Source organism: Moraxella sp. VT-16-12 (assembly GCF_002224245.2).
Classification (GTDB): Bacteria; Pseudomonadota; Gammaproteobacteria; order Pseudomonadales; family Moraxellaceae; genus Moraxella.
The window spans coordinates 57,783-78,510 of sequence record NZ_NKHK02000007.1 but is presented as its reverse complement, the minus strand read 5'-3'; the positions used below and the strand labels follow the sequence as shown (position 1 = coordinate 78,510).

At 43.9% G+C, this 20,728-nt stretch carries 19 protein-coding genes; 9 read left to right on the top strand and 10 right to left on the bottom strand.

From position 1 onward, the window contains the following. Positions 1 to 93: 93 nt before the first annotated feature. Positions 94 to 1,761: a BCCT family transporter gene (locus CEW93_RS07660; RefSeq protein WP_089539365.1), complete on the bottom strand. Its 1,668-nt coding sequence runs from the start codon at positions 1,759 to 1,761 to the stop codon at positions 94 to 96. A gap of 361 nt (positions 1,762 to 2,122) precedes the next feature. Here CEW93_RS07660 and gyrA point away from each other — a divergent pair, with 361 nt between their 5' ends. Then, positions 2,123 to 4,828, top strand: coding sequence for a DNA gyrase subunit A (gene gyrA / locus CEW93_RS07655; RefSeq protein ID WP_146416654.1), 2,706 nt, complete (start codon positions 2,123 to 2,125; stop codon positions 4,826 to 4,828). Between the two features lie 111 nt (positions 4,829 to 4,939). Then, positions 4,940 to 5,608 carry a glutathione S-transferase gene (locus CEW93_RS07650; RefSeq protein ID WP_089539013.1) on the top strand — a complete coding sequence of 223 codons (669 nt, stop codon included), beginning with the start codon at positions 4,940 to 4,942 and terminating at the stop codon, positions 5,606 to 5,608. 10 nt (positions 5,609 to 5,618) lie between these two features. Here the strand turns inward: CEW93_RS07650 and CEW93_RS07645 are convergent, their stop codons facing one another. Both CEW93_RS07645 and CEW93_RS07640 read right to left on the bottom strand, forming a co-directional pair. Continuing rightward, positions 5,619 to 7,553 carry a DNA primase gene (locus CEW93_RS07645; RefSeq protein ID WP_089539014.1) on the bottom strand — a complete coding sequence of 645 codons (1,935 nt, stop codon included), beginning with the start codon at positions 7,551 to 7,553 and terminating at the stop codon, positions 5,619 to 5,621. A 2-nt stretch (positions 7,554 to 7,555) separates the two neighbouring features. Then, entirely contained in the window at positions 7,556 to 8,590 is a 1,035-nt protein-coding gene (locus CEW93_RS07640) for an outer membrane protein assembly factor BamD (RefSeq protein WP_089539015.1), read from the bottom strand. A gap of 226 nt (positions 8,591 to 8,816) precedes the next feature. Between CEW93_RS07640 and CEW93_RS07635 the strand changes: the two genes are divergently transcribed. Genes CEW93_RS07635 through CEW93_RS07620 form a run of 4 tightly spaced genes read left to right on the top strand, consistent with a single transcriptional unit; the run spans position 8,817 to position 11,905 of the window. Next, positions 8,817 to 9,833: an RluA family pseudouridine synthase gene (locus CEW93_RS07635; protein ID WP_089539016.1), complete on the top strand. Its 1,017-nt coding sequence runs from the start codon at positions 8,817 to 8,819 to the stop codon at positions 9,831 to 9,833. A gap of 17 nt (positions 9,834 to 9,850) precedes the next feature. After that, positions 9,851 to 10,648 carry a polyphenol oxidase family protein gene (locus CEW93_RS07630; protein ID WP_089539017.1) on the top strand — a complete coding sequence of 266 codons (798 nt, stop codon included), beginning with the start codon at positions 9,851 to 9,853 and terminating at the stop codon, positions 10,646 to 10,648. A gap of 6 nt (positions 10,649 to 10,654) precedes the next feature. After that, entirely contained in the window at positions 10,655 to 11,578 is a 924-nt protein-coding gene (locus CEW93_RS07625; RefSeq protein ID WP_089539018.1) for a bestrophin family protein, read from the top strand. A 36-nt stretch (positions 11,579 to 11,614) separates the two neighbouring features. Then, positions 11,615 to 11,905 carry a YeaC family protein gene (locus CEW93_RS07620; RefSeq protein ID WP_089539019.1) on the top strand — a complete coding sequence of 97 codons (291 nt, stop codon included), beginning with the start codon at positions 11,615 to 11,617 and terminating at the stop codon, positions 11,903 to 11,905. Between the two features lie 48 nt (positions 11,906 to 11,953). Here the strand turns inward: CEW93_RS07620 and CEW93_RS07615 are convergent, their stop codons facing one another. The 7 genes from CEW93_RS07615 to CEW93_RS07585 all read right to left on the bottom strand — a co-directional run bounded on the left by CEW93_RS07615 (position 11,954) and on the right by CEW93_RS07585 (position 17,241). Continuing rightward, on the bottom strand, positions 11,954 to 12,418 hold the full coding sequence (locus CEW93_RS07615; protein ID WP_089539020.1) for a hypothetical protein: 465 nt from the start codon (positions 12,416 to 12,418) through the stop codon (positions 11,954 to 11,956). Positions 12,419 to 12,425: 7 nt separating this feature from the next. Beyond that, a complete protein-coding gene (locus tag CEW93_RS07610) occupies positions 12,426 to 14,063 on the bottom strand; it encodes an AarF/ABC1/UbiB kinase family protein (RefSeq protein WP_089539021.1) in 1,638 nt (545 codons plus the stop codon). Between the two features lie 2 nt (positions 14,064 to 14,065). After that, positions 14,066 to 14,452, bottom strand: coding sequence for a hypothetical protein (locus CEW93_RS07605; RefSeq protein WP_089539022.1), 387 nt, complete (start codon positions 14,450 to 14,452; stop codon positions 14,066 to 14,068). Positions 14,453 to 14,454: 2 nt separating this feature from the next. Continuing rightward, positions 14,455 to 15,333 (bottom strand): bifunctional demethylmenaquinone methyltransferase/2-methoxy-6-polyprenyl-1,4-benzoquinol methylase UbiE, encoded by an 879-nt coding sequence (gene ubiE, locus CEW93_RS07600; RefSeq protein WP_089539023.1) that lies wholly within the window; start codon positions 15,331 to 15,333, stop codon positions 14,455 to 14,457. A 146-nt stretch (positions 15,334 to 15,479) separates the two neighbouring features. After that, positions 15,480 to 15,851 (bottom strand): hypothetical protein, encoded by a 372-nt coding sequence (locus tag CEW93_RS07595; protein WP_089539024.1) that lies wholly within the window; start codon positions 15,849 to 15,851, stop codon positions 15,480 to 15,482. Between the two features lie 9 nt (positions 15,852 to 15,860). Further along, positions 15,861 to 16,247: a hypothetical protein gene (locus CEW93_RS07590; RefSeq protein WP_089539025.1), complete on the bottom strand. Its 387-nt coding sequence runs from the start codon at positions 16,245 to 16,247 to the stop codon at positions 15,861 to 15,863. Positions 16,248 to 16,296: 49 nt separating this feature from the next. After that, positions 16,297 to 17,241, bottom strand: coding sequence for a LysR substrate-binding domain-containing protein (locus tag CEW93_RS07585; protein ID WP_089539026.1), 945 nt, complete (start codon positions 17,239 to 17,241; stop codon positions 16,297 to 16,299). Between the two features lie 293 nt (positions 17,242 to 17,534). Here CEW93_RS07585 and CEW93_RS07580 point away from each other — a divergent pair, with 293 nt between their 5' ends. The 3 genes from CEW93_RS07580 to CEW93_RS07570 are packed head-to-tail and all read left to right on the top strand — an operon-like array spanning position 17,535 to position 20,717. Beyond that, positions 17,535 to 19,136: an MFS transporter gene (locus CEW93_RS07580; RefSeq protein WP_186727937.1), complete on the top strand. Its 1,602-nt coding sequence runs from the start codon at positions 17,535 to 17,537 to the stop codon at positions 19,134 to 19,136. Continuing rightward, the gene (gene prmC / locus CEW93_RS07575; protein WP_089539027.1) at positions 19,133 to 19,966 is read left to right on the top strand and encodes a peptide chain release factor N(5)-glutamine methyltransferase; all 834 of its coding nucleotides are present in this window, start codon (positions 19,133 to 19,135) and stop codon (positions 19,964 to 19,966) included. Before CEW93_RS07580 ends, prmC begins: the two co-directional genes overlap by 4 nt. Further along, the gene (locus tag CEW93_RS07570) at positions 19,959 to 20,717 is read left to right on the top strand and encodes a HesA/MoeB/ThiF family protein (RefSeq protein WP_089539028.1); all 759 of its coding nucleotides are present in this window, start codon (positions 19,959 to 19,961) and stop codon (positions 20,715 to 20,717) included. Before prmC ends, CEW93_RS07570 begins: the two co-directional genes overlap by 8 nt. Positions 20,718 to 20,728 lie beyond the last annotated feature (11 nt).

Below are 20,728 nucleotides of genomic sequence, written 5' to 3'. Positions count from 1 at the left end.
GAAAAATTTAATTAAAAATCATGCCTTTATAGAGAATGATAGGCTTTATCATTTAATAAGCCCATCATTGGAGATGGGCTGTGCTTGCTGATATTAAAGCTGTTTTTGTTGTTGTTCAAGTTCATCTTTGCTTGGATAGCTAAGCAAGTGTTCATCCACAAATTCATTGGCACTATTGTGTTCAGCAGATTCTTCGGTAATGTACCATTGGCTTTTGCGATACAAAGTTAGGCGGTCTCGCCCAAGACCACGAATCAAACAATACATCATCACAAAAATCACCACAGCAAAAGGAAATCCTGCCACAATCGCCGCCGCTTGTAGGGCGGACAACCCACCTGCTGCCAACAAAATACACGCGATAATCCCTTCGGACACCACCCAAAATAGACGCTGGATTTTAGGTGGGTTGGTGTTGCCCCCTGCTGTTAGCATATCTACCACAAGGCTGGCACTGTCAGCACTGGTAACAAACCATAGCACAATCATGATTAAAATCACCACCATCAAGCCTTGGCTAAAAGGATAATATTCTATAAATTTAAAAATCGCACTGCCTGTATCTGCCATGACGGCTGTGGATAGTCCAAAATCGCCTGTTAATTCCATATTAATGGCGACACCACCAAAGGTCGTAAACCATAAAAATAACAGCAGCATAGGCACAAATAACACACCAAAAATAAATTCACGCAACGTCCGTCCGCGACTGATACGAGCAATAAAAATACCCACAAAAGGCGACCAGCTTACCCACCATGCCCAATAAAATATCGTCCAAGAAGCCTGCCAATTGGTATCCATATAAGCTTCATTCCACAGACCAAGCGAAATCAGGTTTGATGTATAGTTGCCGACATTTTCAACAAAGCTGTCAAAAATAAATTGGGTAGGACCCATGATTATCATAAAGCCAAGCAAAATCAGCGTGCCAATGATGGTGATGTCGCTTAAAAATTTAACGCCTTTATCCAGTCCTGCCATGACCGATACCGTGGCACAAGCGGTAATGCCTGCAATTAGGGCGATTTTTAGCCCAAGACTTGATGGTATGCCAAACATTTGCCCAAGACCTGTATCAAGTTGCATGACTCCCAAGCCCAGTGAAGTTACCACGCCAAACATCGTCCCAAATACCGCCAAAATATCCACCACATGACCCCATTTGCCATAAATTTTTTGCCCGATGAGCGGAAACAATACCGAGCGGATGGATAAGGGTAAGCCACGCCGATAATGAAAATACGCTAAGGATAATGCCACCACTGCATACACCGCCCAAGCGTGCAATCCCCAATGTAAAAATGAGATGGTCATGGCATCTTTGGCACTTTGTACGCTGCTTGGATTGGACAAAGGTGGAGAAACAAAGTGATACAAAGGCTCAGCCGTCCCCCAGTACAGTAGCCCAATGCCAATCCCTGCCGAAAACAGCATGCCAATCCATGAACCAAAACTGTATTCAGGCGTTTCGGTTTGATGACCAAGGCGAATATCACCATAACCACTAAGTGCGATATATAAGCAAAACACCAAAGCAACATTCATCAAAATGACGAACATAAAGCCAAATTTTGTGGTAATAAAACTTTGCATGGTATTAAACATATGCCCTGCGGTTTCGCTAAATAATGCCCCAAAAATCATAAAGATAACAATCAATAGGGCTGATGTTACAAACACGGGCAAACTCACTTGTGGAAAAATAGCAAACTTGCTGATTTTAACCCTGTTTTGGGGTTCTTGCGTGGGCTTATTCATGAGAATATCCTTATAAATCTTACTAAAGTTTGGATGATATTTGGATAAAAATCCACAAAACCTTATCTAAAAATTTGTCAAAATATGGTGAAATTTATGTAAAAACCTTAACAAATATAAATAGTTATTTCAATAAAAAAGCGTATAAGTTGTGTAATATTCGCTAACAGTTATCAAAATATTGATAAGAAAAACAAATAAATTTTTTCTAAGCAGTTGTTTTTTTGAATAAAAATCAGACAGTAAAATGTTACTGTATTGTTGCCAAAAATCTATGACATATGGGCAGATTGCTACGCATTAGTCAAAATTTGCGATTTATGCTATAATACCGCCTTTAAAATAGTAATTTGGACAAATTATGACCGATAGCGTAACCCCCGTTGGTATTGTTGATGAATTAAAGCAGTCCTATCTTGACTATGCGATGAGTGTCATTGTTTCTCGTGCCTTGCCTGATGTGCGAGATGGTTTAAAGCCTGTGCACCGCCGTGTCATGTATGCCATGCATGAGCTGTCTAATGACTACAACAAGCCCTACAAAAAGTCCGCTCGTGTGGTGGGCGATGTTATCGGTAAATACCACCCGCATGGCGATACCGCCGTGTATGATGCGATTGTGCGTTTGGCACAGCCATTTAGTATGCGATATATGATGGTGGACGGGCAAGGCAACTTTGGTTCGGTGGACGGAGACCCGCCTGCTGCCATGCGTTATACCGAAGTGCGTATGCAAAAGCTTACCCATCAAATGCTAGGCGACCTTGATAAAGACACGGTGGATTGGGAAGACAACTATGATGGCTCAGAAAAAATGCCATCTGTGTTGCCTGCTCGTGTGCCAAATTTGCTCATCAATGGGGCAACGGGCATCGCCGTGGGTATGGCGACCAATATGGCACCGCATAATTTGACTGAGGTGGTTAATGCTTGTCTTGCCTATGCCAATAACCCACAGATTTCTGTTGATGAGCTGGCCAGTCATATTTTGGGGCCTGATTTTCCGACAGGCGGGATTATTTATGGGCGTAGTGGCATATCGGATGCCTATCGCACAGGCAAGGGGCGACTGCACATTCGTGGGCGTTATGTGATTGAAAACATGGAGGGTAGCAGTAAGGACAGGGAGCGTATTGTTTTTACACAGATTCCTTATCAAGTCAATAAAGCCAAACTCATTGAGCAGATTGCCAGTTTGGCCAATGACAAAAAATTAGATGGCATCACAGGTGTGCGTGATGAGTCCGACAAAGAGGGCATGCGTATTGCTATTGACCTAAGACGTGGCGAAAATGCCGAGGTGGTGGTCAATAATTTATTTTTGCAAACGCCCTTGGAGTCCAGTTTTAGTATCAATATGGTGGCACTGGATAATGGACAGCCCAAACTGATGACTTTGCATGATTTGATTGCAAGTTTTATCCGCCACCGTCAAGAAGTGGTTACTCGCCGTACGATTTTTGAGCTCAATAAAGTCAAAGTTCGGGGGCATCTATTAGAAGGTCTGACGATTGCCCTTGCCAACATTGATGAGATTATCAATACCATCAAGCATTCTGCCAATAAAAGTGAAGCTCGTGAAAACCTGCTAAAACGCATTTGGCAATCGGGAGGTGTGGTTGCCATGCTCAAAAATGCAGGAGCAAGCTCTATCCGTCCTGAGATGATTGAAGGCGAGGATTTGAACGCACCTTTTGGGCTGATAAATGATGATAAGCAGTATCGTTTGTCGCCTGAGCAGGTGGGGGCGATTTTGGACATGCAGCTTCATCGTTTGACAGGATTGGAGCAAGACAAACTTTCGGCAGAATATCAAGAGATTTTGGGTGAGATTGCACGTTTACAGCTCATTTTGTCTGATTTTGATAAATTGATGGGTGTGATTAAGGCGGAGCTTATCCAAATCCGTGATGATTTTGGCGATGAGCGTAAGACTGACATTGTGGACGCACGAGCTGATTTTAGCCGTGAAGATTTAATCCCAGAGCAAACAGTGGTGATGACTGTATCGCACACAGGCTATGCCAAGACACAGCCGATTGGTGATTATCAAGCTCAAAAACGTGGTGGTAAGGGCAAATCTGCCACCGCCATGAAAGAAGATGATGTGATTGAGCATTTGCTTGTTACCAGCACGCACGCACATATTTTGTGTTTTACCAATACAGGGCGAGTGTTTGGGCTGCGTGGTTTTGAAGTGCCAATCGCTTCTCGTGGCTCAAAAGGGCGACCATTGGTTAATCTTATCAATATTGAGCCTGATGAGAGTGTTACCGCCATTTTGCCAGTAGAGAGTTTGGCCGATGATGGTAAATTTGTCTTTTTTGCTACCGCCAGTGGGACAGTAAAACGGGTGGCTTTATCACAGTTTGCCAATTTGCGTGCCAATGGTCTAAGAGCGATTGACCTTGTAGATGGCGATAGTTTGGTGGGCGTGGCGATTACTGATGGTCAGCAAGAAATCATGCTGTTTAGTAATGAAGGTAAAGCCATTCGCTTTAAAGAGTCTGCCATTCGTGCGATGGGGCGTACTGCAAAAGGGGTGCGTGGCATTCGTGTCAGTCTTTTGGCAAATCTTGGGCTTGATGACGATGACACAACCGATGAGGTGAGCGAAGATGATGGCGGTGATAGCGTGGTATCAGTGAGCCGTGTGGTGTCGTTGGTGGTCGCTCCGCAGGCAGGCGAGATTTTGTGTGCTTGTGAAAATGGCTATGGCAAACGCACGCCCATTGATGATTATCCTACCAAAGGTCGTGGCGGTCAAGGGGTGATTGCCATCAAGACCAGTGAGCGTAACGGTCAGCTTGTGAAAGCGGTGGCAGTAACAGGCGATGAAGATGTGATTTTAATCTCAGACAAAGGCACACTTGTACGTACGCCTGTTGCTGATATTATGACCGCAGGACGTAACGCCCAAGGTGTTCGCCTAATTCGTATCGGAGAAGGTGAGACTTTGGTGGGGCTGGCGTGTGTGGAGCATGAAGACAGTGATGAGCATGAATTGGTTGAAAATGGCGAGATTGATGATTTGCCAAATGACGAACCAAATCTAAGTGAAGCATAAGTAATGACAAAAAGGCGGATGGAGATTCGCCTTTTTATCTATCATTTAGGCTTAAACTAGTATTGTTGGTAAATCTATAAAAACCCAAAACATCTCAAATTTAGGAATCTTATGCTCACACTTCATCATCTAAACCATTCTCGTTCATTTCGCATCCTATGGCTGTTGTGTGAATTAAATGAACAATATGGCACAACTTATCAGCTGATTTGTCATGAACGTACCAAAAATCATCTTGCCCCAAAAGAGATGGCAGACATTCACCCGATGGGCAAAGCTCCCATCTTGGTGGACAGCACTCGTGGGCAAACCTTGGTGGAAAGCGGATTTATCATTGAATATTTATTAAGATACTATGATAAAGAGGGTAAATTATCGCCCACCGATGATACTTGGGAAGATTTTGCGTTTTGGCTACATTTTTCAGAAAGTACCATGATGCCACCATTAGTCATGCGTTTGATTATGGATAAAGTCGCTACAAAATCACCCATATTTGTGCGTCCCATTGCCAAAGCGATTGCGAGTAAAGTTGAGACGCTGGTGATTTGTGATACCATTGCTCAAAGTTTTGGTTTACTTAACGAGCATTTGGCAAATCGTTTGTGGATTGCTGGTGATTTTACAGGAGCGGACATACAAGCATATTTTGCTGTAAAAGCCCTACAAAGCCGTGGTGGTTTAGATGGATGGGTTTGTTTACAGCAATGGCTAGACCGTTGTCAAAGTAGACAAGGCTATCAACGAGCGATAGAGCAAGGCGGACAAATATTTGTTTAGCCAAGCTGGTTTATGCTTTATCAAATTCACCAGCAAGACGAATTTTTTGTTCATTATCCCATTGATGTAGGGCGGTTAAGCGACGTTTGTGAATTTCAGAGATGACAAGATTTTTGCTGTGTTCACGAGCCTTTTTGATGGCATCTTGCAGTGCTTGGCATAACAGCTCATCAAACAAAGGGCGAATATCAGTCAGATGATGGTGTTGCGTTTGATGAAAAAACTCTCGCCATGCTTTGATGAGTTTGGCTTGTAGATTGGTATTGGTCAGGCTTGCCATGATAAAATGGGCTCGCTGGTCTATGATGGCAGGCGTGCTGTCTGATAGGTTAATCGGTGGGTTGGGGTGTGATAAAATTTTTTCAATGGCAATAACCAATTCACCAAGCTCATCATCTAACTCTTGCCAAGTGGGCAGTTTGGGTATTTCAAGATTTGTGTCATGTAGGCGTTTGGCATAGAGGTTGTGAGCCGTTTGTACGCCTGATACGCACAACAGTGTATGAAGCGGGTCGTTTGTTAGTAAAGTGGGGGCGTGCAACAAGCAAAGACACAGCTGCAAACCACTGTCAATCTCGCTGATGTATCTTTTGGTATCAGGGGCGTTGTTTTGGCGTTTTTGGTTGAGTTTTTGATAAATGTCATTGTTGAGCCACCATTTAAAACTAGACCCTTTGGGGAATTTGGTGGTCAGCTCTTTTAGATTTGCCATTGCCATGGCTTTGCCTTCTGGGGTGCTGATATCATGGCGAGCACTCAACACATCAAACACATAATCGGACGTGCTTTGGGCGTGGCTGATGGCTTGACGGGTTTTATCTGCCCCAAACGCTTTGATATGACTGTCAGGGTCATGCCCATCAGGCAAGGTTAAAAATTTAAGTTGTCTGCCATCATTTAGTATGGGGGCGGAGACTTCTAGTGTTCGCCAAGCCGCTCTTTGTCCTGCCGTATCACCATCAAAACACAAAGTAAGCGTGCTGTTGTATTTTAATAAATGGTCAATTTGCTGTTCATTGACCGCTGTACCCATTGGAGCGACCGCCCCATAAATCCCTGCTTGATACAAGGCGATAACATCCATATAGCCTTCCACCACCAAAAAATCAGTCGCACGAGCAAGACGAGCTTCATATAAGCCATATAAAATATGCTGTTTGGTGAATACGGGCGATTCGGATGAATTGATGTATTTTGGCATTTCATCACCCAGCGACCGACCTGCAAAACCCACCACTTTTCCTTGGCGGTTTTTGATGGGAAAAATCACTCGGTCTCTAAGCAAATCAAACTCTCGCCCCTTTTGAGATGTTCGCACCAAGCCCAGCATACGCAAACCTTCTATATCATGGGGAAAAGCCTGTTCTAGGTGTTGCCAATCTGCTGGGGCATAGCCCAAACCAAAAGTGGCTATGGTTTCATCGGTCAGTCCACGCAAGATAAAATATTGATAAGCAGAAGGGGTATTTTTAAGCTGTTGTTGATAATAAGTACATACCTGAGCCAATAAACTGTACAAATCACCATCTTGGTCGGCATCTGCCACGACTGGCGTATTTGGGGTGGGTGGTGTGCTAGGTATGGGGCTGATGGGGGGAGCAGGCTGTGGTTGTTGGGTTTTTTTGTAGCGGATTTTGTCAGCAAAACCATCATCTTTTGGTAAATCAATGCCTGTTTGGTCAGACAAATATTGCACCGCTTCCATAAAAGTCATGCGTTCAAACTCACGCAAAAATGTGATGGCATTACCTTTGACCCCACAGCCAAAACAATAATATAGGTTGGTTTGTGGGTTGATGTGAAAAGATGGTGTTTTTTCGCCATGAAAAGGACAGCACCCTTTAAACTCATGCCCTGCTGGTTTGAGCGAAGTGTGTTTTTTGATGATGGAGACTAGGTCTGCTTGATTGTTCAAGCGTTCTAGGGTGCTGTCTGGGATTTTCATGGTTATGGGGTGGCTTCATCAGGTAGCCCAAGTCCGATGGTGCGTGGTTTTTGGGTGGGCTGCGGTCGCTCGGTGGGAATTTCACTTTCAGGCAGCTGCATGGCGTTGGCGGTGGTGATGAGCTGGGTGCGAGTCTGACCATCATAATTGCCTTGATAGCTTTGGGTGTCTGTGGTACGTCCAAATTTACCAAAAGTCAAAGCTGATAGGGCTTTTTTGCCATAAGATAGCCCAAAATTGCTGTTAATTTTTACTGTGCCATCTGCGTTTAGGTATTGGGGGTAGTTGATTTGTAATAGGGTTTTATACTGATTGGCGGTATCGGTCAGCCCAAGTTTGGCATTGCTATACGCCAAAATCGCAATCGCTTCTGGTACTTGGTCAGATTGGGGGAAGTATTGGAACACCCATTTGGCACGATTGGCCGCTGCCACATAGGCATCACGTTTGATGTACCAACGAGCCGCTTCTAATTCATGATAAGCAAAGTTATTATACAAAGCGGTCATGCGTTGCACGGCATCAGGCACATAGGCGCTATTTGGGTATTGATTGACCAAATTGCTAAAATCACTAAATGCCAAACGCAAATAGGACGTATCTCGCTCTGCTTGGTTTAGACGAATAAGACGACCTGATTTGGGCGAGCCGTCCATGTTGGTAACGCCTTGTACATACAAAGCATAGTCAGCGTGTGGACTGGTTGGGTACGAACGCATAAATTCTGCGGTACTGGCAGTAACAGATTCATAATCTTTGGCTTGGTATTGAGCATAAATTAAATCAAGTAAGGCTTGTTGGGCGTATTTGCCTGTGGGATAAAAGGTGCGTACATTGGTTAAAGCAATGATGGCTTCACGATAGCGTTCTTTGGCTAGGGCATTTTGGGCAGACTGATAATAATCTTGCTCGCTTTTTTCGGCAGTTGTGATGACTTCTTTGTCTTTTTTTATTGCCCCTTTAATGCTGGCACAACCTGTTAAGCCCATGCTGATGCTTATAAAACTCAGAAATAGCAGTTTGGTGGGAGTGTTCATAAATTATCCTAATGCGATGTTTTATCAAAGTGTCAACTAGTTTACCACAAAAACGCCAAAGTTTTATAGGGCGTGTTAAACTTTTATTGTGAGTATCAACAAGGGGGTGCTAGTAGCTTGTGCTTTTGCATGACAGCGAAAATGCCTTGTTGTGTGGTTTAATCAAATAAAAAGTTAATTTGTTGAAATCATGGTAAAATACCTAAAATTTATTAAGTAGCGTACCATGAATAAGCCATTTTGTGATATTGACAGCAGTGATGATATTGATATTGACCATGATGGTCAAAATAGCTCAGCTCATGTATATACCCATACCACAGATGAGACGGATATTGGCACACGCCTTGATAAAATCGCCACCGAGCGTTTTGATGGTTTTTCACGGGTGCAGATACAGGGGTTTATTGATGATGGCAGTTTGACGGTCAATGGCATGCCCCAAAAAAGCAAATACCGTGTCAAATCAGGCGATGTGCTGACCTTAAAGGCGGTGCTGGATAATCATAGTGAGGATTTGCCTGAAAATATTGCACTTGATGTCGTTTATGAAGATGATGAGGTGGTGGTCATTAATAAACCTGCTGGTTTGGTGGTGCATCCTGGGGCAGGCAATCGCACAGGCACTTTGGTGAACGCACTGCTTTATCATTATCCAGACAACGCTTATTTGCCCAGAGCAGGACTGGTTCATCGCATTGATAAGGACACATCAGGACTGCTGATTGTGGCTCGCACCAAGTCCGCCCAGCTTGACTTGACCGAGCAATTAAAAGACAAATCGGTGTATCGTGAGTATGTGTGTGTTGCCACAGGCGTGCCAAGTGATATTTTGCGTCATGCCACCATTGAGTTGCCCATTGCTCGCCATCGCATTCACCGCACCAAAATGGCGGTTGTGGACGGTGGTAAACCTGCTATTACGCACATCACACACGCCACGTTGCTTGGCACACATTACAGTTTGCTTCATGTTTGCTTGGAGACAGGACGCACCCACCAAATCCGTGTGCATTTATCCCATGTTGGTCATGCTCTGCTTGGCGATAAAGTTTATGGCAGGGCACCAAAATCAGGACTTGACAGCCACATTCGTCAAGCGGTGCTAGATTTTCCACGTCAAGCTTTGCACGCTCATAAATTGGGCTTTGTTCACCCAACCACGGGCAAATCGTTGGTATTGAGTGCTGATTTGCCATCTGATATGGTGGAGATGATTGCGATATTGCAGGATAATTCTTAAATCAATTGGAAAATCAAATGTTTCATATTTTATATCAAGACAGCCATAGGCTGATTATCCAAACCCATGCAGGCAATTTTGATAAATGGGGCGATGATTTATATGGAGAGTTTAATGTTGCTTTGCATGTTTTGGATAATAACAAGCGTGTGTTAAGCAATCGTTTGGCTTTATTGGAAAATTTAAATAAACTAAATACCAGTCAGCCAATCCAAGAAATCCATTGGCTAAACCAAATCCACGGCGATAACGTGGTTTGTATTGACAAACATCAGTTCACGCCCCCAAATGCTGATGCGCTCATCACGGACAAATGTGGCGTTGGTTTGTCCATCATGACGGCAGATTGTGTGCCGATTGCTTTGTTTAATGATGGCACAATCACTCACCAATCACAAATCGCCTGTATTCATGCAGGTTGGCAGGGGCTGACAAAAGGTATTATCAAAAATACGGCTGAGCAATTTAACAACAAAGCCATCAAAGCGGTGATTGGGGCGTGTATCAGTCAGGCAAATTATGAGATGGATAACGCGTTGGCAAATGCCATCGTTCAAAGCGTGATTGATAAATCATTGGTGGGTTTGTCTTTTGATGAACTGTATCAACAGGTTGTCATGGATAAACCAGATGGCAAATGTCTGATGGACATTGTTAAGCTGACCAAATTACAACTGGCGCATTTAGACATTGAGCTGATAAATCATGATGTGCCATGCAGTTATGATGTGCCAAATTTATATTCTTACCGACAACAAACCCATGCCAAAAAATCTGCCACAGGGCGTATGGCGATGATTATTGCTCAATTTTAAAACCGCATGATTATCCGTGAAAAATCCAACAATCTGGCTTTGTTGTTTATGTGGCGTGGGACGATATTGCCCAAAGTGTTGCCCATGGTCATCATATTAATGTGTGTATCTGTCGTGGCGTGGGGATTGTCGCATTATCAAGTTTATACTGTAAAAAGTGTGCCTGTGATTGGTTTTACGGTGCTTGGTGTGGTGTTGTCGGTATTTTTAAGTTTTAGAAATAATGCCTGTTATGACAGATGGTGGGAAGGGCGTAAATTGTGGGGTGCGTTGGTAGCAAATACTCGCCATTTGACCAGAGACAGCCATTTTTTGAGCAAAGACGACCGCCAAGCGATATTGGTGGACATGCTGATTTTTGTGAATTTATTAAAAGACAGATTGCGAAACCAACGTCTGCCTGCTGATAATTTTGCCCGATATTTAAACCTTTGTGAACAACAAAAAGATGATCTAAACACACTTATTAGCACTCACCTTAATGCCCCACAAGTGATGTTGGAGCGTATGCAAATTCGCCTGATGAATGCCGTTAAAACAGGACAAATCAGCGACATGATTTATGTGAGCATGCAACGTCATGTGGTGGAGATGGGTAGCATTCAAGCAGGGTGCGACCGCATTCATAGTACGCCTGTTCCTTTGCCGTATTCGGTACTGCTACATCGGGCGGTGTTTTGTTTTTGTTGGTTGTTGCCTTTTGGGGTTGGTGGCGTGCTTGGGCTGTGGACACCACTTTTGGTGGGTTTGGTGGCTTATTTGTTCTTGGGGCTTGATGAGCTGTCCAAAGAATTAGAAGAGCCATTTGGTGTGGCACACAACGATTTGCCCTTAGATGCCATGACACGGCTGATGGAGCGTGAAACTTTGGCGTTATTGGGGTGTCAGCTACCGCCCGTCATCGTACCACGTCATTATTATTTGTCATGAATTGTGCTATAATCTGCCTTTAATTTGGAGTAACTTATGAACAAACAAGACATCTTAAACAGCCTGACCCCTGAGATTGTCGCCAAATTTCGCACCGCCATTGAGATTGGCAAATGGGATAATGGCGTGCGTTTGACCGATGAACAACGCCAAACGTGCATGCAGGCGGTGATGGTGTGGGAACATGAGTATTTGCCTGTGCATGAGCGTACAGGTTATATTGAAAAACCCAAAGACAAACAAGGCAACACAATCGGCGATGACTGCGATGTGGAGCATGAGCATCATTATCCTAATGCGGAGCAACCTGTCAATTTTAAGGCGTGATGGCAATTTTGATTAAATTTTATCCAAAAAGCGATGAATGATGGGGGATTATGGAGTGAGAATTTTTTCCAAAACTTCCCATGCGTATTCACCATCATGGATTGCCAAAACGTACTGGTTGGGGATAAACAGCACAAAATCATCATATTTGTCAAACCAACCATCTAAGTGCTGACAAAGCGTGGATAAAGAGATTTGTACAAAAAATTCAAAGCCATGCTGATTAAGCAGTATCCAGACGGCATTACCATGCAAGGCTTTGATTTTTTGGATAAAAAAACGCCGTGCGGTATTGTGCTGTGAGTGATACTGTTTGTGATTATCAAAGGCAAACGACACTATTGGTTGATTGTCATAATGCCAAATCCCTGATTGTCTAAAAGCAGTAAAAAGCACCTTGCCACTTTCGTCATCGGCATGGACAATGCTTTCAATATTTAAAAAGCCAAACTCTTGTTGCAGTATTTGTTTGGCACGGCGGATTTTAAGTTGTTGTATTGTTTGGTGAATCATTGATTGGTCATATTAGCACTCGCCACAGCACAAAGCCCATCGCCATCAGGTGAAAAATGACCCCCACCCACCACACAGGCACGGTCAGCCCTATGGCAATCAAGCCAAAAAACCCACCAAACGCCACCCAATCATGGCGTTTTTGATTTAAAAAATCCGCTCTTAGGGCTTGCAATTCACGTAAGTTTTTGTCTTGTCTTGCACCAAGTGTGGCAAGGGATTGGATGCTTTGAATGGCAAATTTGGGCAGTTCACTGGCAGATAATAAATGCTCTGGCAAGGTGTTGTGTAATGCTTCTAGGTGTTTGAGTGGGTCAAGCTGTTCTTTGACCCAAGTGGTGAGTATCGGTTTGGCAAGCGACCAAATGTCCAAATCAGGATACAGCTCACGCCCAAGCCCTTCTACATGAACCAAGGTTTTAAGTAGTAGCATGAGCTGGGGTGGTATGCTCATCTGATGACGCCGAGCGATGGAGAGAATCTCAAACAAAATCCCTGCAAAATCAAGCTCGCTCATCGGTTTTGACACCATGGGACTAACGGTGCGAGCCATGTCCTGAATCAAGGCGTGTTTGTCGGCTGATGGCGGTATCCAGCCTGCTTGACTGATGATGTCCACAAGTGTGGCGTAGTTGCCGTTCATGACTGACAGTAGCAGGCGAGCGACGACCAGTTGGTCATCTTTGGCAAGCTCGCCCATGATGGCACAATCTAACCCCAAATATCGTGGTTTTGCTACCGCTTGTCCATTTGGTAAAGTCTCTACAAAGATATTACCGGGGTGCATGTCCGCATGAAAAAAGTTATCACGAAATACTTGGGTAAAAAAGATGGTCAGACCATTTTTGGCAAGTAAAGCCCTATCATAACCAAGGGCATCAAATTTATCTGTCTGAGAAATCGGTACGCCAAAAATACGCTCTGACACCATGACCGATTGATTTGCCATGTACACTTCTGGCACATAAATCAGCGGTGAGTTTAAAAAGTTGTTACGCATTTTGGTGGCGTTGGCGGCTTCTAAGGTCAAATCAAGCTCATTGAGCATGATTTGCCGATAGTCTTCTACAATATTGATGATGTGTATCGCACGAGCCGACTCCAAGCGAGCCGACAGCCAGCTTGCCAATTCACGCAGTAGCTCAAAGTCTTTGATGATGATGGGTTTGATGTCAGGGCGGACGACTTTAACCACCACTTCACGACCATCAGGCAGGCAAGCGGTATGCACTTGGGCGATACTGGCGGCAGCAAGGGGTTTGTGATCAAACCGCACAAACAGTTCATCAACTGATTTACCAAGCCCTGTTTTGGGGTTTTGGATTTGTTGTTTTAGGACTGCCACATCAAAGGGAGCGACTTTGTCTTGTAGGAGCGACAGCTGAGCGATGATGTCGGGTGGCAATAGGTCAGAGCGAGTGGAGAGCAGTTGCCCCAGTTTTAAAAACAGTGTCCCCATCTCTTCAAAGGCAAACTTAATCCCCAAAGGCTCATGTGATTTGCCAAAACTGGCTGGGTGCAAACGAATCAGCCGTGCCAAAGGGGCAAGCTCTGGCATGTCATCAAGCGGTAGGTGCGTGTCTAGGCGGTATTTGGCACAAATGCGATATAGATTTAGTAGGCGTTTTCGGTGAGCGATGAGCATGATTAAAAATATAAATAAAAGCGGTCAAGTAGGGCTTGGCTTTTTGGGTGAGTGTGTATGATGTGGCGAATGGCGTGTATGATGGCTGTATCACCTGTGGTGGCGTATTGGCAAATGTCAGTATCATCGGTCAGGCACGCCATCAGCTCTTGTAAATTGGCGACACTTAATGTGCCATCTATGTCATCAAAAAGGGCAGATGGTGCAGGCTCAAAGCGTACTTTGTTGGTGTCAAACACCACATCAACCACCAAGCCATGCAGTAAAACCGCCCCAATGTGAACACGCAAAGTTTTGCCAACCAAAGAGGCTTTGTCATCATCGCTTAGGTCATCAAACAAGCGGTTAATGGCGGTTTCGGCAATGCCAAGAGCCAACACAGTCAGCATGATTATCCTTGACGGGGTTTAAAGCCACGATGTACTGCCACGATACCGCCCGTTAAATTGTGATAATCACAATTAACAAAACCTGCTTGCTCCATCATTTGTTTTAATGTGGCTTGGTCGGGGTGCATGCGAATACTTTCTGCCAGATATTGATAGCTGTCGCTGTCGCCTGCCACGATTTTGCCCATGAGTGGTAGGGCGGTAAAGGAGTACAGGTCGTAGGCTTTGGACAGTGGCTCAAACACAGGCTTACTAAACTCCAACACGAGCAATCGCCCACCCGGTTTTAGCACTCGCCACATGGCTTCTAGGGCTTTTTGTTTGTCGGTAACGTTACGAAGTCCAAAGCTGATTGTTACCAAATCAAAAGCATTGTCATCAAAAGGCGTGAGCGTTTCGGCATTGGCAAGCACAAAATCCACGTTGTTACAGCCAGCATTGATAAGGCGAGTACGCCCAACTTCTAGCATGGCTTCGTTAATGTCAGACAACACCACACGCCCGCTTCGCCCCACTTCTTTGCTAAATACTTTTGCCAAATCTCCCGTGCCGCCAGCAATATCAAGCACATTTTGACCAGCACGCACGCCACTCATTTTGATGGCAAAACGCTTCCAAAGCCGATGAATGCCAAAACTCATCAGGTCATTCATGATGTCATATTTGGTAGCAACAGATGTAAACACTTGTCCAACTTTGGCTGCTTTGTCATGAGCATTGACAGTTTGATAACCAAAATGCGTGGTTTCACCCACATTTTCAGAATAACGGCTTTGGGCGTCAGTTTGTTCACTGCTGGCAGGGGTCTGCATGACGGACTGTCCTTGGGGCGTGCCGGTGGGGAGAATGTTGGGGTTGGTAAAATCGTTGTCGTTGCTCATTGCCTATCCAAAATGATGATAAAGATGTGTCTATTATACGACAAATGAGCAGGGTTTTGGGAATTATTGATGAAATTTGGTTTGTCTGTACAAGCAAACCCAGCGATAAAACTGGGTTTGGGTTAATTTGGGTTGGTAAACTTGGGTCAATACACATCAAAATAGGCGTAATAGTCTATGTCAAAAACGGTGGATAGACGGTCTAAAATGGCAGCCGATTTGGCACTAAACGATAAATCCACTTTATCATTTTCATCATGAAATGGCACATAAAGATGAATGATACTTTGCTTACATTTTTCAAAAAATTTGATATGCTTATGATAGTCAATAACACCAATGGCATATTTCAGCCAATCACCAAAGTGGTCGCTTTCGCCTTTGATGTGCAGATAAATTTCATCACCATTTTTACAAAACGAAGTGCCAAAAGCATCATGGCTATTTGCATGGTTTAACACTTCTTTTTGGTGGCAAATGTCAAAAGCAATCACCCAGTCTATTTTAACAGTTATCATGATGGCGGTTCACCTTGGCAGTTTTTGATGGATTGGTAGGTCAGTAGTGTAATAATCCACATCAAACAGTGCAGACAGCTGACGCAAAACAATGGCGTGTGTGGCATGAAATGACAAATCGGCAGTTTGATGATTTTCATCAAACGGCAAATTTAAGTGCAAAATACCACGGTCTATTTTTTTAAAAAAGTCTTTGTGTTTGGCATAATCAATCAAAGACAGGGTTTCATCCAGCCAATCGGACAATTTGTCAAAGGATTTGTGGTTAAAGATGAGAAGTATATCGTCATTTTCTACACACAATTCTATCAAATGGGGATAGTGGTGATTTTTTAGCCAAGTTTCAACATCAGTACGATAGTCGGCTCTAAAACAAAGGGTTAAATCGGCTTTCATCTTCTTTATGGGGCTTGTGTTGGTTAAATTTGGTATTTGGTGAATTTGCTTATTTTTTATCAAACTGATTTTGACACAATTTAATAAACTCTTGTCCAAATTTGCGAATGTCGCTGTCATCACGCACCGCAATCCAACTGGTAAACCGACCAAAATGCGTAATCGGAATGGCGACCAAATCAGAATAATGATTAGGCTCATACGCCATCTCAGCAATGATGCCCACGCCAAGCCCTGATGATACATAAGTACTAATCACATCAGAATCCAAAGCAGCAAGCACAACGTCAGGAGTCAAACCTGCCTTAGCAAAGGCTTTATCTATCGCACTTCTGCCTGTAAATCCCCCATGATAGGTGATGATGGGGTAGCTTGCCAATGTTGGCAAATCCACGCCATTGACCACGCCTGCAAATTTGGCAAGCTCATGCTCTTTTGGGACGATGACAATATGCGACCAATCATAATAACGATGACAACGCAAAACGCTGTTATTAAGCAGGCTTTCGGTGGCTATGCCAATATCTGCTTGACCACGAATGACCATTTGGGCGATGCTTTCAGGGTCAGCTTGGGACAGCACCAGATTGACTTTGTTAAATTTTTCACGAAAGGTCTTGACGATTTGGGGCAGCACATAACGGGCTTGGGTGTGTGTGGTGGCGACCGTGAGCGTGCCTTCTTGGGCGTTATTAAAATCAAGGCTTAAATTTTCAATGGTGCGAATCTCAGCAAAAATCGCTTCAATATGGGGCAGCAGTGCCTTGCCAATGGGAGTCAGTCCCGTCAAACGTTTGCCTTGACGGGTAAAAACATCAGTTTTGAGCTGATTTTCCAGCCCTGCAATTTGTTTGGATAAGCTGGACTGACTGGTGTGTAAAAGTTCGGCAGCTTTACTGAGATTGTAGCCATTGACAACGGTGTGCCAGACAGTTTCAAGCTGTTTGAGCTGGATTTGCAAGTGTTTTTGATTGATGACAACATCTATGGCCATGCTTGTGCCTTTTTATATGGTTAATGGGTGGAATTATTATAAAACCCATCTACTCAAAACAAAATGCCAAATCTGATAAAGTTAATGAAAATAAAGAATATCAAACCATCATGAAACGCTCAGATGTTCATATGTACAGATATTATCTAAATGTAATTTTTTGTAAAATGGCAATGTTGCTTATTTAAGATTTATCAAAGTTTGTAACGCTGTTTTGTTATTTGTCGGTTTGGGCTTTTTATCTGATGAAATATGCTCTACAATGACACACTTTTAGTATTTGGTTGTTTGTCATGAGTTCAACTCCCCCGTCTGCTCCCCTAACTGGCTTTGAAGTCTTTAAACAGGCATATTTTAACCGACCTGCCATTGCCATGCTCTTATTAGGGTTTAGTGCAGGCGTACCGATTTTGCTTATTTTTAGCAGTTTGGGGCTGTGGCTGCGTGAAGCAGGCATTGATAGGGCGACTGTTACTATGTTTAGCTGGGCGGCATTGGGTTATTCTTTTAAATTTATTTGGTCGCCTTTGGTGGACGTGTTGCCTTTGCCAGTACTTGACAAACTGGGACATCGGCGTTCGTGGCTGTTGTTATCCCAAATATTCATCATCACCGCCATCATCATCATGGCGATGACCGACCCCACAGGAGCGACTTTAAAAATCATGGCGATGGGAGCGGTATTATTAGGTTTTTCGGCAGCCACCCAAGACATTGTGATAGATGCTTATCGGATTGAATCTGCCCCTAGTGAAATGCAAACGGCATTATCGGCCAGTTATGTGGGGGGCTATCGTGTTGGTATGATTGTCTCAGGGGCAGGGGCGTTGTATTTGGCGGACTTTTTTGGCTCTACCGAAAGCGTGTACAACTATGTGGCGTGGCAAAAAACCTACCTTATCATGGCGTGCGTGATGGGTGTGGGCGTGCTGACGACCTTATTTGTGTTGCGTGAGCCTGTCAAACAAAGCCCTAAACAGCCCCAAAGTACCGCCGATTATGCTCGCCTTGTGGCGGTGTTTGCGTTGTCTGTGGTGTCCTTTGTGATGATATATCGCATGATGGGTGGGGTATTGCCTGACAGCAAAGATGCTTTGTTGGGGTTTTTGCTTGGTGCGGTGCGGTTTTTACTAAGTGGCGTGGCAATGTTTGTGGTGGGTTATTTGCTTGTACAAATTGGTGTGGTCAAAAAAGACGTGGCAGTCAAAACATGGATTGCACCCATTACCGATTTTTTTTACCGTTATGGCAACCAAGCACTGATGTTGCTGCTGTTGATTGGCTTGTATCGCATTTCAGACATTGTGGCAGGTAACATCTCCAACTTGTTTTATCAAGATTTGGGGTTTAGTAAAACCCAAATTGCCAATGCCGTCAAAGTGGTGGGTGTGATTGCCAGTATTGGTGGGGGATTTGTGGGGGGTTGGATTGCCCAAAAAATCGGTGTCATGCGTGCAATGATGGTGGGGGCGTTATTGGCGTGTATTACCAATTTGATGTTTATTGGGTTATTTTATACTCCATCAGGGGTGGTGCTGGTCAATGAACAGTTGTCTTTGGCAAACCATGTGTGGACATTGCACATGGAGCTTAGAAATGTTGCCATGTATTCGGCGGTGATTGTGGATAATTTGGCGGCAGGGCTAGCAAGTGCGGTATTTATTGCTTTTTTATCGGCATTGACTTCCATTCGCTTTACGGCGGTGCAGTACGCCCTGTTTTCATCTTTGATGACCTTATCCCCCAAGATTTTGGGGGGATACTCTGGGGCGATTGTGGATGCTACCAGTTATCCTGTCTTTTTTATGATAACCTTCATCATTGGCATTCCTGTGCTGTACTTGGTGTATTGGGTGCACAAAAAAATCCCCTTAAATGGTGATGTCGCCCAATGATGACCGTTCAAGCACTCAAATCCCACTTTCGCCAAATCAGTCATGACACTTTGCCCTATCATTGGCTAGAAAGTTGGCTGTTGTTTGTCCTAAAAAAAGACAAATCATTTTTAATCACTGATGGTGATTATGTCTTGTCTGATGATGAATATGATGGGCTGACTGCTGGCATTAAAAAAATGCAACAAGGTGTGCCACTTGCTTATTTGATGGGCAAACAAGGATTTTTTGGTCATGAGTTTCTTGTAAATGAACACACCCTAATCCCACGTCCTGATACCGAGATACTGCTAGATGTGGTGTTGGATTTTACTGACCATCACACCCCAAAAAACAGCCATCTTTTGGATTTGGGTACAGGCTCTGGCTGCATTGCACTGAGTCTTGCCAAGGCGTTGCCTGATTGGTCGGTGTTGGCGGTGGATTTTTCGCAATCAGCGATACACATTGCTGGGCAAAATTGTGAGTTATTACAGGCAAATAATTGTCAGTTTGTCGTGTCAGATTGGTATAAAAATGTGCAGAGCAAGTTTGATGTGATTGTCTCAAATCCGCCTTATATTGCCAAAGATGATGAGCATTTGGGGCGATTGTCTGCTGAACCAATCACGGCATTGGTGGCTGATGATGACGGCTTATCAGACATAAAAATCATCATTGCAGGGGCAAAAAACCATCTTAACAAGGGTGGATTGTTGGCAATAGAGCATGGTTTTGACCAAGGCGAAAAAGTGCGACTGTTATTTGATGATGCAGGGTTTGTGAATGTCAAGACCGTCAAAGACTATGGCGGTAATGACAGGGTAACATTTGGGGTTTGTGATGAATGATGAGCTAAATGACGATGAGTTATTAAGATATGCTCGGCAGATTTTGCTGACGGATTGGGACATGGACGCTCAAATTTGCTTAAAAAATGCCAAAGTACTAATTGTGGGGGCAGGGGGTTTGGGCTGTCCTGTAGCACAAATACTAGCCAGAGCAGGCGTGGGTTATCTTCATATTGCCGACCATGATACGATAGACGACAGCAACTTACAACGCCAAACTTTATTTACCAAAGACGATGTGGGTAAATACAAAGCCGATGTTGCCAAATCCGCCCTAATTAGGCAAAATCACCTGATTGACATTGATGGCACCGTCATCAAGCTGACTTGTGATAACATTGATGAGCTGTTTGGTGTGGCAAAATTTGATTTGGTGATTGATTGTACGGATAATTTTGCGGTGCGTGATTTGTTAAACAAAAGCTGTATCCAAAAAAATCTGCCACTTTTGTCTAATTCAGCCATTGGCGAAATGGGGCAAATTGCCATGTTTAATAGACAAGCGGGCTGTTATCACTGTGTGTTTGGGGCGGAGATGGGTGATGACAATAACTGTGTTAATAGTGGCGTGTTGGCCAGTACAGTCAGTATCATCGGCTCAATGACCGCCCAAATCGCTCTTGATGTGCTTGGGCGTGGCAACAATCCCATACAAGGGCAGTTGCTACTGTGGCAGGGGCGACAGATGAGTCTAAGAAAACTGAATTTTCAAAAAAATAAAGATTGCCCAATTTGTGCAAATTTAGATTAATACCAAGAATA

What these genes read in the sequence shown, in the direction of transcription:
- CEW93_RS07615 (WP_089539020.1), bottom strand. Translation starts at nt 12,418, where the DNA reads ATGATTCACCAAACAATACAACAACTTAAAATCCGCCGTGCCAAACAA.
- CEW93_RS07630 (WP_089539017.1), top strand. Translation starts at nt 9,851, where the DNA reads ATGTTTCATATTTTATATCAAGACAGCCATAGGCTGATTATCCAAACC.
- CEW93_RS07640 (WP_089539015.1), bottom strand. Translation starts at nt 8,590, where the DNA reads ATGAACACTCCCACCAAACTGCTATTTCTGAGTTTTATAAGCATCAGC.
- gyrA (WP_146416654.1), top strand. Translation starts at nt 2,123, where the DNA reads ATGACCGATAGCGTAACCCCCGTTGGTATTGTTGATGAATTAAAGCAG.
- CEW93_RS07650 (WP_089539013.1), top strand. Translation starts at nt 4,940, where the DNA reads ATGCTCACACTTCATCATCTAAACCATTCTCGTTCATTTCGCATCCTA.
- CEW93_RS07570 (WP_089539028.1), top strand. Translation starts at nt 19,959, where the DNA reads ATGAATGATGAGCTAAATGACGATGAGTTATTAAGATATGCTCGGCAG.
- CEW93_RS07635 (WP_089539016.1), top strand. Translation starts at nt 8,817, where the DNA reads ATGAATAAGCCATTTTGTGATATTGACAGCAGTGATGATATTGATATT.
- CEW93_RS07590 (WP_089539025.1), bottom strand. Translation starts at nt 16,247, where the DNA reads ATGAAAGCCGATTTAACCCTTTGTTTTAGAGCCGACTATCGTACTGAT.
- CEW93_RS07620 (WP_089539019.1), top strand. Translation starts at nt 11,615, where the DNA reads ATGAACAAACAAGACATCTTAAACAGCCTGACCCCTGAGATTGTCGCC.
- ubiE (WP_089539023.1), bottom strand. Translation starts at nt 15,333, where the DNA reads ATGAGCAACGACAACGATTTTACCAACCCCAACATTCTCCCCACCGGC.
- CEW93_RS07585 (WP_089539026.1), bottom strand. Translation starts at nt 17,241, where the DNA reads ATGGCCATAGATGTTGTCATCAATCAAAAACACTTGCAAATCCAGCTC.
- CEW93_RS07625 (WP_089539018.1), top strand. Translation starts at nt 10,655, where the DNA reads ATGATTATCCGTGAAAAATCCAACAATCTGGCTTTGTTGTTTATGTGG.
- CEW93_RS07595 (WP_089539024.1), bottom strand. Translation starts at nt 15,851, where the DNA reads ATGATAACTGTTAAAATAGACTGGGTGATTGCTTTTGACATTTGCCAC.
- CEW93_RS07605 (WP_089539022.1), bottom strand. Translation starts at nt 14,452, where the DNA reads ATGCTGACTGTGTTGGCTCTTGGCATTGCCGAAACCGCCATTAACCGC.
- CEW93_RS07610 (WP_089539021.1), bottom strand. Translation starts at nt 14,063, where the DNA reads ATGCTCATCGCTCACCGAAAACGCCTACTAAATCTATATCGCATTTGT.
- CEW93_RS07660 (WP_089539365.1), bottom strand. Translation starts at nt 1,761, where the DNA reads ATGAATAAGCCCACGCAAGAACCCCAAAACAGGGTTAAAATCAGCAAG.
- prmC (WP_089539027.1), top strand. Translation starts at nt 19,133, where the DNA reads ATGATGACCGTTCAAGCACTCAAATCCCACTTTCGCCAAATCAGTCAT.
- CEW93_RS07645 (WP_089539014.1), bottom strand. Translation starts at nt 7,553, where the DNA reads ATGAAAATCCCAGACAGCACCCTAGAACGCTTGAACAATCAAGCAGAC.
- CEW93_RS07580 (WP_186727937.1), top strand. Translation starts at nt 17,535, where the DNA reads ATGAGTTCAACTCCCCCGTCTGCTCCCCTAACTGGCTTTGAAGTCTTT.